Source organism: Desulfovibrio sp., assembly GCF_014803725.1.
Classification (GTDB): Bacteria; Desulfobacterota; Desulfovibrionia; order Desulfovibrionales; family Desulfovibrionaceae; genus Desulfovibrio.
This window is the reverse complement of the sequence record NZ_JAAVBE010000023.1, coordinates 1-12,364: the sequence shown is the minus strand read 5'-3', so window position 1 is coordinate 12,364 and position 12,364 is coordinate 1. Positions and strand designations below refer to the sequence as shown.

At 67.0% G+C, this 12,364-nt stretch carries 13 protein-coding genes; 12 read left to right on the top strand and 1 reads right to left on the bottom strand.

Going from position 1 to position 12,364, the window contains the following annotated elements:
• Nucleotides 1–46 precede the first annotated feature (46 nt).
• The 11 genes from HDR50_RS08370 (at nucleotide 47) to fliQ (ending at nucleotide 9,183) form a co-directional block, all read left to right on the top strand.
• Entirely contained in the window at nucleotides 47–403 is a 357-nt protein-coding gene (locus tag HDR50_RS08370; RefSeq protein ID WP_165079413.1) for a MerR family transcriptional regulator, read from the top strand.
• Nucleotides 400–1,140, top strand: a complete 741-nt coding sequence (rpe, locus tag HDR50_RS08365) for a ribulose-phosphate 3-epimerase (RefSeq protein WP_291357680.1) — start codon at nucleotides 400–402, stop codon at nucleotides 1,138–1,140. The genes HDR50_RS08370 and rpe overlap by 4 nt, the downstream gene beginning before the upstream one ends.
• Nucleotides 1,141–1,142: 2 nt before the next feature.
• Nucleotides 1,143–3,158 carry a transketolase gene (gene tkt / locus HDR50_RS08360; RefSeq protein ID WP_291357679.1) on the top strand — a complete coding sequence of 672 codons (2,016 nt, stop codon included), beginning with the start codon at nucleotides 1,143–1,145 and terminating at the stop codon, nucleotides 3,156–3,158.
• 51 nt (nucleotides 3,159–3,209) lie between these two features.
• Nucleotides 3,210–4,385: a phosphoglycerate kinase gene (locus HDR50_RS08355; protein ID WP_291357678.1), complete on the top strand. Its 1,176-nt coding sequence runs from the start codon at nucleotides 3,210–3,212 to the stop codon at nucleotides 4,383–4,385.
• A gap of 160 nt (nucleotides 4,386–4,545) precedes the next feature.
• Entirely contained in the window at nucleotides 4,546–5,493 is a 948-nt protein-coding gene (era, locus tag HDR50_RS08350) for a GTPase Era (protein ID WP_291357677.1), read from the top strand.
• On the top strand, nucleotides 5,490–6,221 hold the full coding sequence (locus HDR50_RS08345; RefSeq protein WP_291357676.1) for a YggS family pyridoxal phosphate-dependent enzyme: 732 nt from the start codon (nucleotides 5,490–5,492) through the stop codon (nucleotides 6,219–6,221). The genes era and HDR50_RS08345 overlap by 4 nt, the downstream gene beginning before the upstream one ends.
• Before the next feature lie 65 nt (nucleotides 6,222–6,286).
• Nucleotides 6,287–6,904 (top strand): flagellar basal body-associated FliL family protein, encoded by a 618-nt coding sequence (locus HDR50_RS08340; protein ID WP_291357675.1) that lies wholly within the window; start codon nucleotides 6,287–6,289, stop codon nucleotides 6,902–6,904.
• Between the two features lie 21 nt (nucleotides 6,905–6,925).
• A complete protein-coding gene (gene fliN / locus HDR50_RS08335) occupies nucleotides 6,926–7,522 on the top strand; it encodes a flagellar motor switch protein FliN (RefSeq protein WP_291357674.1) in 597 nt (198 codons plus the stop codon).
• A gap of 1 nt (nucleotide 7,523) precedes the next feature.
• Nucleotides 7,524–8,192 (top strand): flagellar biosynthetic protein FliO, encoded by a 669-nt coding sequence (fliO, locus tag HDR50_RS08330; RefSeq protein ID WP_365817371.1) that lies wholly within the window; start codon nucleotides 7,524–7,526, stop codon nucleotides 8,190–8,192.
• Between the two features lie 37 nt (nucleotides 8,193–8,229).
• Nucleotides 8,230–8,898, top strand: a complete 669-nt coding sequence (fliP, locus tag HDR50_RS08325) for a flagellar type III secretion system pore protein FliP (protein ID WP_291357794.1) — start codon at nucleotides 8,230–8,232, stop codon at nucleotides 8,896–8,898.
• A 15-nt stretch (nucleotides 8,899–8,913) separates the two neighbouring features.
• A complete protein-coding gene (fliQ, locus tag HDR50_RS08320; RefSeq protein WP_291357672.1) occupies nucleotides 8,914–9,183 on the top strand; it encodes a flagellar biosynthesis protein FliQ in 270 nt (89 codons plus the stop codon).
• Between the two features lie 321 nt (nucleotides 9,184–9,504).
• On the opposite strand, the gene HDR50_RS08315 is transcribed toward fliQ, so the two are convergent.
• A complete protein-coding gene (locus HDR50_RS08315; RefSeq protein WP_291357671.1) occupies nucleotides 9,505–10,338 on the bottom strand; it encodes an RNA methyltransferase in 834 nt (277 codons plus the stop codon).
• A 170-nt stretch (nucleotides 10,339–10,508) separates the two neighbouring features.
• Between HDR50_RS08315 and HDR50_RS08310 the strand changes: the two genes are divergently transcribed.
• The gene (locus tag HDR50_RS08310) at nucleotides 10,509–12,167 is read left to right on the top strand and encodes a lytic transglycosylase domain-containing protein (protein WP_291357670.1); all 1,659 of its coding nucleotides are present in this window, start codon (nucleotides 10,509–10,511) and stop codon (nucleotides 12,165–12,167) included.
• Nucleotides 12,168–12,364 lie beyond the last annotated feature (197 nt).

Below are 12,364 nucleotides of genomic sequence, written 5' to 3'. Positions count from 1 at the left end.
GCCGGGACTGGCCGGCGCCATCCGGCCGCGCCGGGGAGAATGGGGCGTGAAGCAAAAGACCTACCGCATCGGCGAAGCCGCCGAGCTGCTTGACCTCAAGACCCATGTCCTGCGCTTCTGGGAGAGCGAGTTCCCGCAGCTCGCCCCCCTGCGCACGGACAAGGGCCAGCGCCTCTATACCGAAAGCCATCTCGCCCTTTTGCGGCGCATCCGCCAGCTCTTGCACGAACAGGGCATGACCATCGAGGGCGCGCGCCGTGTGCTCGAGGGCAGCGCCGTCCTCGACGAGTCCGTGCCGGAGCGCGTGAGCGCCGTTCCCGACCCGGCCTTCATGCGCATGCTCCGGCAGGAGCTCGTGGCCGTGCGCGCGCTGCTCGTGCCCACGGAGGACGGCCGGCCATGATCCTTTCCCCCTCGCTGCTTTCCGCCGATTTTTCCCGCCTGGGCGAGCAGGTGGCCGCCCTTGAGGCCGCCGGCGTGCCCTGGCTGCATCTCGACATCATGGACGGCGCCTTCGTGCCCAACATCACCTTCGGCGCGCCGGTGGTGAAGGCGCTCCGGCCCTGCTGCGGCCTCTTTTTCGATGTGCACCTCATGGTGGAGGAGGCCGGCCGCTACCTGGAAGACTTCGCCGCGGCCGGGGCAGACCTGCTCGTCATCCATGTGGAGGCCGTGCGCCACGCGCAGCGCGCGCTTGCGGCCATCCGCGGGCTCGGCCTCAAGGCGGGCCTCGCGCTGGACCCCGGCACGGACATTGCCGCCGCGCGCTGGCTCGCGCCGGACATCGACCTTTTGCTCATCATGGGCGTGAACCCCGGCTTTTCCGGCCAGTCCTTCCTGCCCGAGACCACGGCCAAGGTGCGCGCGGCGCGCGAGGCGCTCACCGCATGGGGGCGGTCCGACGTTCCCGTGCAGGTGGACGGCGGCGTGTCGCTCCAGAACGCCGGGGAGCTCGTGGCCGCCGGGGCCGACATCCTCGTTTCGGGTTCGGCCTTTTTCCGCAATGCCGACTATGCGGCCGGGCTCGCCGCCTTCGCCGCCGCGGCCGAAGCCGGCCTTTCCCCCGAGATGCAGCGGCGCCCGGCCCTCGCCGCCGCGCAAGCCTGGCGGCACAAGGCCGGCCAGCAAGAAGGAAGATGACCATGCCGAGCCGCCGAGACTGCGCCAATGCCATCCGCGCCCTCGCCATCGACGCCATCGAAAAGGCCAAATCCGGACATCCCGGCGCGCCCCTGGGCATGGCCGACATGGCCGAAGCCCTCTGGCGGCACGGCTTCCGGCACAATCCCGCCGACCCGGCCTGGCCCGACCGCGACCGCTTCGTGCTCTCCAACGGGCACGCCTCCATGCTGCTCTATGCCGTGCTCAATCTCACGGGCTATGACCTCCCCATGGAGGAGATCAAAAATTTCCGCCAATGGGGCTCGGCCACGCCCGGCCACCCCGAGCGCGGGCTCACGCCCGGCGTGGAAATGACCACAGGCCCCCTCGGGCAGGGCATCGCCTCGGCCGTGGGCATGGCGCTCGCCGAGGCCATGCTGGCCGCGCAGTTCAATACGCCCGAATACACCATCGTCGATCACCGCACCTACGCCTTCTGCGGCGAGGGCTGCCTCATGGAGGGCGTCTCGCACGAGGCCTGCGCCCTGGCGGCGGCCTGGGGTCTCGGCAAGCTCACGGTGCTNTTNGATGCCAACGGCGTNTCCATCGACGGCAANGTGGANGCCTGGTTCTNCGANAATGTGGGNCAGCGNTACGCGGCCTACGGCTGGCAGGTCATCGGCCCGGTGGACGGCCATGACAGCGCGGCNCTGGANGCGGCNCTNGCCGCNGCCCGGGCNGANCTGCGCCGGCCGGCGCTCATCATCTGTCATACGCATATCGGCTTCGGCTCNCCCAAGAAGGATTCNGCGGCGAGCCACGGNGCGCCCCTGGGCGCCGACGCNGCNGAGGCCACCAAGCGCGCCCTCGGCTGGACNGCNNCGCCCTTCGAGNTNCCGGACGACATCCGCGCCGCCTGGGACGCGCGCGACGAGGGCCGCGCCCTCGAAGCCGCCTGGGACGAGACCTTCGCGGCCTACCGCAAGGCNAACCCGGAGCTNGCGGCGGAATTNCTGCGCCGCATGAAGGGCGAGCTCCCGGCGGACTGGCCGGATGTGTCGGCGCGNCTNATGGCGGCNGCNCANGNCGCGGACGCGCCCGAAGCCACGCGCGTGGCCTCGCGCAAGGCNCTCGAGGTNCTGGTGCCGGCGCTNCCNGAGCTCATNGGCGGCTCGGCCGACCTTTCNGGCTCCGTGGGCACGCAGACCAAGGCCTCGGCCGCCCTCGACGCGGCCACCCANTGCGGCAACTANCTNTATTANGGCGTGCGCGAATTCGGCATGGGCGCCATCATGAACGGCCTCGCCCTGCACGGCGGCTTCATCCCCTATGCGGGCACCTTCATGGCCTTTTCCGACCAGGCGCGCAATGCCCTGCGCCTTTCGGCCATCATGGGCCTGCGCGTCATCTGGGTCTTGACGCACGATTCCATCGGCGTGGGCGAGGACGGCGCCACNCACCAGCCCGTGGAGCAGATCCCCACCCTGCGCATGGTGCCCAATCTCCATGTCTGGCGCCCCTGCGACGATGTGGAGACCGCCGTNGCCTGGCGCTCGGCGCTGGAATGCGCCACNACGCCCACCTGNCTCGCGCTGTCGCGCCAGAANNTGCCGCAGATCNCGCGGGACGAGGCGCAGGTCANGGCNATCGCCCGNGGCGGCTATGTGCTNNGNGACTGCGCGGGCGAGCCGGAGCTNATNCTCATGGCCACNGGCTCGGANACCNCGCTNGCCGTGGAGGCGGCGGTGACGCTCANTGCCCGGGGNNATCGGGTGCGCGTGGTCTCCATGCCCTGCGCCGANGTGTTCGACGCNCAGGACGAGGCNTGGCGNGAGAGCGTNCTNCCNNNCGNCGTGCGCTGCCGCNTNGCCGTGGAGGCNGCNTCGCCCGGCTGGTGGCCNNCNTATGTGGGCCTNGACGGNGAGATCATCGGCATGNAGGGTTTTGGCNTGTCCGCGCCNGGNTCGGTATTGTTCGAGCGTTTCGGCTTCACGGCCGACAACGTGGTGGCCCGGGCGCTCGACCTGCTCGNGCGCCACGGCGTCAAGNCCCGCTGAGGCATCGGTTTTTCGGCAGATTTTTTCCGCNTATAACGTCAAGGAGGCATCATGTCCGTCAAGTCACTGCGCGATGTGGACTGCAAGGGCAAGACCGTGGTCATCCGCGANGANCTCAACGTGCCCATGAAGGATGGCGTCATCAGCAACGACAAGCGCATCCGCGCGGCGCTGCCCACCATNAAAATGGCGCTGGACAAGGGCGCGGGCGTCATCGTNCTTTCGCACCTNGGNCGNCCCACCGAGGGCGAGTTTGAGGAGAAGTTCTCGCTNAAGCCCGTGGCCGCGCATCTCGGCAAGCTTTTGGGCAAGCCCGTGCGNATCGCCGTTTCGCCNGACGCGGCCAAGGCCGAGCCCGGNGAGGTCGTCCTCGTCGAGAACATCCGCTTCTTCAAGGGCGAGAAAAAGAACGACCCGGCGCTGGCNAANAAGCTCGCCTCCCTCGGCGACATCTATGTGATGGACGCCTTCGGCGCGGCCCACAGGGCNCANTCCTCCACCGAGGGCGCCGTGCGCGAGGCCGCCGTGGCCTGCGCCGGCCCGCTCATGGAGGCGGAGCTTTCCGCCTTCGCCAAGGTGCTCGACAAGCCCGCGCGGCCGCTGGTGGCNGTNATCGGCGGCTCCAAGGTGTCCACCAAGCTGGGCNTGCTGGACAACCTGCTCGCCAAGGTNGACAGCCTCATCGTGGGCGGCGGCATCGCCAACACCTTCCTGGCGGCGGCGGGCTACAACGTGGGCGCCTCGCTCTACGAGCNCGACCTCATCCCNGAAGCGAAAAAGATCATGGAGAACGCCAAGGCCCAGGGCAAGCAGCTNCCGCTNCCCGTGGACGTGGTGACGGCCAAGGCGCTGGAGCCCGGGCAGAAGGCCACGGTGCATTCCGTGGACGACGTGCCCGCNGACGAGATGATCCTCGACATCGGCCCCAAGACCGTGGCGCTCTANGAGAGCATCCTCGACAAGGCCGCCACCGTGGTCTGGAACGGCCCGGTGGGCGCCTTCGAGACCGAGCCCTTCGGNGCNGGCACCAAGGCTCTNGCCGAGGCGCTNGCCAAGAGCAAGGCCTTCGTGGTGGTGGGCGGCGGCGACTCCGTGGCCGCCGTGGAGGGCTACGGNCTCGCCGACAAGATGGGNTACATCTCCACGGGCGGCGGCGCCTCGCTGGAACTGCTCGAGGGCAAGGTGCTGCCNTCGGTGGCCGCGCTNGAAGNCCGCGCCGCCGGCTAGGCTTTTGCCACAGTCNTNNCTCTTCCCCTGCCTGTCCGTTTCCGCGGGCGGGCAGGGGCTCATATCTGTGNCGTGGGGCGGNCTCGCGCCGCCATTGTAAAAAAACTCTAAACATGCTCTCATGGGGAANCGGCGCCANGCCGGTTTCAGGAGAGAAACGATGAGCGAAGCAGAAAACACCCCCGNGTTCCGNTGCGGCTGGGTGGCCATCGCNGGGCCGCCCAATGCCGGCAAGTCCACCCTGCTCAANGCNCTTNTGGGCCAGAANGTGACCATCGTCACGCCCAAGCCGCAGACCACGCGCAACCAGATCGTGGGNATCTTCACCGACTCCCGCGCNCAGATCATCTTCATGGATACGCCNGGCGTGGCGCANNTGCGCGGGCACCTGAGCAAGTCCATGATCCAGGCGGTGTGGCAGAGCCTNAACCAGGCCAATGTCATCCTGCTCGTGCTNGACGCGCANCTCTATATCCGNCACCCNGAATATCTCGACCGCGACCTCGGGGCGCTGGGGCAGGCCATCGCCGAGGAGGAGCGGCCCACCATCGTGGTGCCCAACAAGGTGGACGTNTTCGGCGACAAGAGCCGCATGCTGCCNCTNCTCACGCGGGCNCACGAGCTNTGGCCCCGCGCCGAGATCTTCCCGGTGTCCGCGCAGAACGGTGACGGCCTCGTGGAGCTTCGGGAGCTCATCGAGTCCAAGCTGCCCGTGGGGCCGGCGCAGTTCCCCGAAGACCAGATCTCCACGGCGCCCTTGCGCTTCATGGCCGCGGAGATCATCCGTGAAAAGCTCTTTCTCTACCTGCACCAGGAAGTGCCCTACGGCGTGGCCGTGGAGGTGGAAAGCTGGCAGGAAGACCCGGAGCGCGGCCTCACGGTCATCCACGCCGTCATTTATGTGGCGCGGCCGACGTACAAGTCCATGGTCATCGGCAAGGGCGGCGCCGGCATCAAGAAGATCGGCAGCGAGGCCCGCAAGGAGATCGCCGAGCTCATAGACGGCAAGGTACACCTTGAGCTCTGGGTGAAGGTGCGCGAAAACTGGACGGAAGACGCCGCCTTTTTGCGCGAGCTCGAGCAGTCCTCCGGCGGGAGCGGGGAATGACCCCGGAGGATCTCGCCGGGCGCCTGTTCAAGGTGCGCGAGAGCCTGGCCCGGGCCTGCCGCGACAATGGCCGCCGGCCGGAAGATGTGCTGCTCGTGGCCGTGTCCAAGTTCCATCCCGCTTCGGACATCGCGGCCGTGGCCGCGGCCGGCCAGCGGGATTTTGGCGAGAACTACGTCCAGGAGGCGCTGGAAAAGCGGGCCGAGCTCGCTGACGACCCGGCGGCGGCGCGCATCCGCTGGCACATGATCGGCCATGTGCAAAGCCGCAAGGCCGCGCAGGTGGCCGGGGCCTTCGTGCTCATCCACACGCTCGACTCGGTCAAGCTGGCCGATGCGCTGGAGCGGCGGCTCGCCGTCACGGGCCAGCTCCAGCCGGTGCTCATGGAGATCAATATCGGCGCCGAGCCGCAGAAGGCCGGCGTCATGCCGGAAGCGGCCGAGGCGCTGGGCGCGCATGTGCTCGCCGCCTGCCCGCACCTCGAGTTGCGCGGGCTCATGTGCCTGCCGCCGGTCTTTGACGCGGGCGAAGCGGCGCGGCCGTATTTCGCGCGCTTGAGGCGCCTCGGCGAGGACCTGCGCTCGCAGCTCGGTGTCGCCATGCCCGAGCTCTCCATGGGCATGAGCGGCGATTTTGCGGCGGCGGTGGCCGAGGGCGCCACCATCGTGCGCATCGGCACGGATATTTTCGGGCCGCGGCCCCCCAAGGCGCCCGCGCCCGTGGCATGATGGCTGCATGAACGACTGTGCGGGGCGCCCTGCGCTTCGCCCGAAGTTTGCCCGGAGAGATGCCCATGGCGGCCAAGGACAAAGACAAGGAAGCGGCCCTGCCCGAGGGGCAGGCGGAAAAGCCGCGCAAGAAATCGCGCCTCAAGCGCCTGGTCATTATTTTGGCGATATTGCTGATGACGCTCGGCGGCGCGGGTATCGGCGCCTACTGGTGGCTCTTCCTGCGCACGCCCGTGGACGAAGTCCCGGCGGTGCCTGCCGAAGCCGGCGCCGAGGCGCCGCAGGGCGCGCCGGGCAAGGCTCCGGCCCCGGCAGCCCCGGGCGCGCCGAGCCAGCCCTCGCCCGGCGCGCGCATCGAGCGCCAGAGCGATTTGCCGCGCAGCGGCGGCCTCGTGCTGCCCCTCCCGCCGGTGACGGTCAACCTTTCCGACCCCGGGGGGCGCCGCTATCTCAAGCTCGGCATGGAAGTGGAAGTGAACGCCGATGTCTCCGCCGAGCTCAAGGCCAACAGCGCGCGCATCCGCGACGCCGTCATCATGCTCCTCGCCGGGAAGTCCTATGGCGACATCTCCACGCCCGACGGCAAGGTGCTGCTCAAGGCGGAGATCGCGGCGAGGCTCAACCAGATCCTCGGCGCGCAAAGGGTCGTCAGGGTCTATCTTACCGATTTTGTAGTGGAATAGCAGCCGTAGACGAGGTTGAACATGGCGCAGGACGATCAGGAAGCCCTGGCCGCACAGTGGGCGGCCCAGCTTGAAGGCGACGGCGGGGACCAGCCGGACCCGTTTGAAGCGGCCGCGGCCGCTGCGGCAGCCGCCCCGGACGACACCGGCGGCGCCAGCGCGGACGACGAGGCCCTGGCGGCCCAGTGGGCCGACGCCCTGGCCGCGGAAGAGGAGGAGCGCGGCCCCGCCACCTTTGGCAACGCGGCCTCGGGCGCTGGCACCAATCCCCGGGGGGGCAGCTTCAGCTCTCAGGCGCAGGACGCCCATTTTCAGGACATGACCGAAATGTCGCGCCAGCCGCGCGACAACAAGCTCAAGCGCGAGCTGGACTTCATCCTCGACATCCCGCTGGATGTCTCGGCCGAGCTCGGGCGCACGCGCCTGCTCATCAACGAGCTTTTGCAGCTCGGCCAGGGCTCGGTGGTGGAGCTCAACAAGCTCGCCGGCGAACCGCTGGAGGTCTATGTCAACGGCAAGCTGGTGGCGCGCGGGGAAGCCGTGGTCATCAACGAGAAATTCGGCGTGCGCCTCACGGACATCATCAGCCCCATCGAAAGGGTGAAGCAGCTTGGCTGACGTGCGCGCGGACGCCGTGGCGAACGGCGGGCTTTCCGGCAATTCCGTGCGCGGCATCGCCGATAATGTGGCCACGCCGCCGGGCGCGGCCGAGGCCACCCAGGCCGTCCCCTCGCCGGACTGGGGCGCGGCCACCGCCGGGGACATTGCCGACACGGTGCGCGCCGCCGCCGAAGAGATCCTGAAGGGGTTTGACCTCGCGCGGCACGCCGTGGGCGAGTCGGTGGACGCGGCCTCGAGCATGGCCTTTGAGCGCGCCGCCGATGTGGCGCCGGCCGCCGCGGGCGGGCAGGCCCTCGGGCAGAGCGTTTTCAGCTGGGGCGGCTATGTGCAGGCCATCGGCATCCTCTGCCTGCTGCTGGCCGGGCTGTGGTTCGCGCTCTGGCTGGTGCGGCGTTACGGCCGCTTCAACTTTCTGCCCAGGCCCGGCGCGCTGCCGCGCGGTTCCCTCATCATGGAGGCGCAGATGCCCCTCGGGCCGCGCAAGGGCCTGATGGTGGTACGCTTCTTGAATACCCGATTGCTGCTGGGGGTCACGGAACAGCAGATATGCCTGCTCAAAGAGGAAGAAGTACACGATGCGCCGCGTGACAACGATTTTCAGGGGATCATGGAGCAAGCCCGCCGCGGCAGTGCTGCTGGCAACGGCCCTGACGGGCCTGCTGCCTGACGCCGCCTTCGCCGCGCAGGATCTCACGCTGCCCACCATGTCCCTCACCCTTGCCGGCGGTGCGCCCGAGCCCGGCAAGGTCTCTGTCCTGCTGGAGATCCTTTTCCTGCTCACCGTGCTCTCGGTGGCGCCGGCCATCATGCTCACGGTCACGAGCTTCACGCGCATCATCATCGTGTTCAGCTTTTTGCGCCAGGCCATGGGCGTGCAGCAATTGCCGCCCACGCAGATTCTGGCGAGCCTCGCCATTTTCATGACGGTGGTCATCATGTTCCCGGTGGGCAAGCGCATCAATGACGAGGCCATCCAGCCCTACCTCAACGAGCAGATCGACTACAAGGTGGCGCTCGACCGGGCGCAGATCCCCTTGCGCAACTTCATGTTCAAGCACACGCGCGAAAAGGATCTTTCCATCTTCTATTCCATCTCGCAGATGGAACTCCCACGCAACAAGGACGAAGTACCCACCATGATGCTCGCCGCGGCCTATGTGATAAGCGAGCTCAAGACCGCCTTCACCATCGGCTTTCTCATCTATATTCCCTTTCTGGTCATGGATATGGTCGTTTCCAGTGTCCTGCTCGCCATGGGCATGATGATGCTGCCGCCGATGATGGTCTCCATGCCCTTCAAGCTGCTGCTCTTTGTGATGGTGGACGGCTGGAACCTTCTGGTGGGCTCGCTCGTCAACAGTTTCCTTCTGTAACTCCCGGAGGCGGCCATGACGCCAGAATTTGTCATCGGTTTCGGCAGGCAGGCCATCGAGCTCTGCCTCATGATGGCGCTCCCCATGCTGGGCGTGGGCCTCTGCGTGGGCGTCGTTGTGAGCATCATCCAGGCCGCCACGCAGATCCAGGAACAGACCCTGACCTTCATCCCCAAGATCATCTGCATGTTCATCGCCCTGCTTGTGGCCCTCCCCTGGCTCATGGAACGCATGATCACCTTCACGCGGGATGTGTTCATCAATATCCCGCAGTACGTACAGTAGGCCTTTTCCCAAAGGACTGAGGAAAAACATCTCTGCTTGCGTCGGCCCCATGGAGGCCCGCGAACGGTATCCGTTTCGCAACACAGGAATCGCGTCCCTCATGGGGCGCTTTTTTTATATGGAGGAAAAACAAAGTCCCAATGCGCTTCACCACGAGTACACAGAAAAAGTCTAGACTTCATTTATACTGTTTATTGAATATCTCTACTAAAACTCTTCCCTCCCTCCGCTGACGCAGATATTTTTTAATCTCTTGTCTTTCAGTATATTGGAACTATATTTTCAGATTTACCTATTGCCTCACTATAGTTTCCCTGCCATTTACCGAACAGGTTTTTGTGCGTGATGCTGCGCGGCCAGCCCCATGAGGATGGCCCCGGCCTGCGCCACATTGAGCGAGTCGAAGTCCCGCGCGAAGGGGATGCGGAGAAAGGTTGCGCAGCGCTTGGCAACGCCGGGCCTGAGCCCTTTGTCCTCATTGCCGAGCACGAGCACCGCGGGCAGCTCCATGGGCGTGGTGAAGGCGTCCACGCAGCCCGCGTCGCCCGTGCCGCAGCCCGTGCCGTAGACAGCAAGGCCGGCCTCCTCTGCGTTGTCGAGAGCGTGGGCGAGGTTGGTCACATGGGCCACGGGCAGGCGCTCCAGCGCGCCCGCGGCCGTGCGCCGCGCCGCCGGCCCGAGATAGGCGCTGTTGTGGCTCGGCACGAGCAGCCCGGCCCCGCCGAGCGCGTAGAGCGTGCGGCAGAGGGTGCCCACATTGCCCGGGTCCTGCACCTGGTCGAGCGCCAGGAGCAGCGGCAGCGGCGCGTCGGGCACGGACTGGAGCAGCGCCCCGAGGCTCGTGAATTCCGTGGCCGCAAGCCGCGCGGCCACGCCCTGATGCGCCACGGCATGGCCGCGGCGAGGCCGCCCGCACAGGCGGTCGAGGGTGCCGGCGTCCACCGCGTTGCAGCGGATGCCGTGCTTGCGGCAGAGGCGGCGCACCTCGTCCGCATCGGGGCTCGTGAGCCCCTTGCGGCAATAGACCTGGCTGACGCGCTGGGGCGTGGCGGCCAACAGTTCCAGCACGGGCTTCATGCCCGGGAGGAGCAGGTCCGCATCCGTGCCGTAAGAAGGCGCGCCATGCGGGGCATGATGGGAAGTGACGTTCGCCATGGGAACTCCGTTGGCTTGGGCCGGAAGCGCCGGCCAGGCAAAAACGGGGATTTCCGGCTCTCTACGCACCTTTGCGCAGGATGGCAAGCGCCGAAGAACCGCCAGCGCCGCACAACCGCGGTGCCGGCATGGGGGAGCAGCAGGGTCCACATCTGCTGGGGAGCGGAGAAATGGTACAGCGAAAGCGCCGGTTCCGGCCGGCGGTCTTGGGTCTCGTCTTTTGCGCGCTCTGTCTTGTGCTCACGGGTTGCGGCACCCGCAAGAGCGCCTCGCCGGAAGTGGCGATGCCCGGCGTCATCGTACCGGAAAGCGGCGCCGACCCGCTCACCCAGACAGAGATGAGCGCCCTCAGGTCCACGGGCCATATCGACAAGGATGTGCCCGACCAGGCCATGGCCGACGTGGCGCTCCAGTACAAGTATTTCCTGCGCAAGGGCCGGCAGACCATGTGCACCTTCTCCAAACGCTCGGAGCAGTATCTGGACTACGCGCGCCAGGTGTTCCGTTCGCGCGGCATGCCCGAGGAGCTTGCCAATCTCGCCATTGTCGAGAGCGGCTACCGGGCCGATGCCCAGTCCCCGGCGGGCGCTGCCGGCGCGTGGCAGTTCATGCCCGGCACGGGCACGCGCTACGGCCTTCGGCAGGACTGGTGGACGGACGAGCGCCTCGACCCCTACAAGGCCACGGAAGCCGCGGCCGACTATCTGCAGAAGCTGCACAACGATTTCGGCGACTGGCCCACGGCCATCGCGGCCTACAATGCCGGCGAGGGCAAGATGAGCCGCGCCAAGCAGGGCACGGGCGGCCGCAACTTCTTCGAGGTCAAGGCGCTCAACCATACCCTCGACGAAAAGGCGCAGCTGCGCGAAGAGACCAAGCAATATGTGCCGCGCTTTATGGCCGTCACCAAGATCATGCGCAACCTGCCCCAGCTGGGCTTCGAGCCCATCCAGCCGGAAAAAACGCCGGGCGTGCTCCGCTTCACGGCCCAGCCCGGCACCGACCTTGCGGCCTTTTCCAAGGCCTGCAACCTGAGCTGGCCCGAATTTGCGAGCTACAACCGGCACCACAAGCGCCGCATCACCTGCACGGATCATACGACCTTCGTCTATGTGCCCCTGCGCTCGCAGCAGCAGGCCCAGCAATATCTCTGCACCGCGCAGCCGGCGAACTATGCGGGCTGGGGCCCGGTCACGGTGGCGAGCTCCGCCGACAGCTGGGAAAAGCTGAGCCGCCGCGCCAATGTGCCCGTGGAACGCCTCAAGGCCGTGAATCCCGAGGTCGCCAGGCTCAAGGCCGGCCAGACCATCCTCGCGCCCAAGGGTGTGAACATGTCCAAGTCGGCTGTCGCCGCCCTTGACGGAAAGACAGCCAAGGGCGCGAAAGGGGCGAAGGGCGAGAAGGCCGGTAAAGGCGCCCAGAAAGCGCCGGCCGGACAGGCTGGCGGGGGCGCGCGGGCCGTGGCCGCCGGTGAGCATACACTCCAGGCCAATGAAACGCTCTACGCCGTCGCAAGGAAATATAATGTCAGCGTGGCCGCCCTCCAGGAACACAACGGCATCCAGGACCCGGGCAAGCTGCGTCAAGGGCATGTGCTGCGCATTCCAGGTACAGCTGGCAAGTCTCAGGCCAAGGCCTCCACGGCGGGCGCCAGCGGCAGCATCGGCAAGAAAAAGGCGTCCAAGGCCACCTATACCGTACAGGCCAACGACAATCTCTGGAAGATCGCGCGCAAGCACAATGTGAGCGTGGACGACCTCAAGCGCTGGAATCAGGTGGATGAAAAAAGCCTGCGCTCGGGCGCGCGTCTCGTGGTGGCGGAGGAATAGATCCGCAAACCCGCGCCAGTCACAGATTTGCGGGGAGTTGAAAAAAAGTTTGAAAAATTCCCTTGACAGGGAGGGTGGGCAAACCTATTTTAGCACTCCGCGCCGAGAAACGGGGCAGGCGAAAAAAGTTTTCGCGAGGCCTCTTGACAAGGGCGGGAATCGGACGCATATAACGCGTCGCGCCGCTGAAAGGCGGC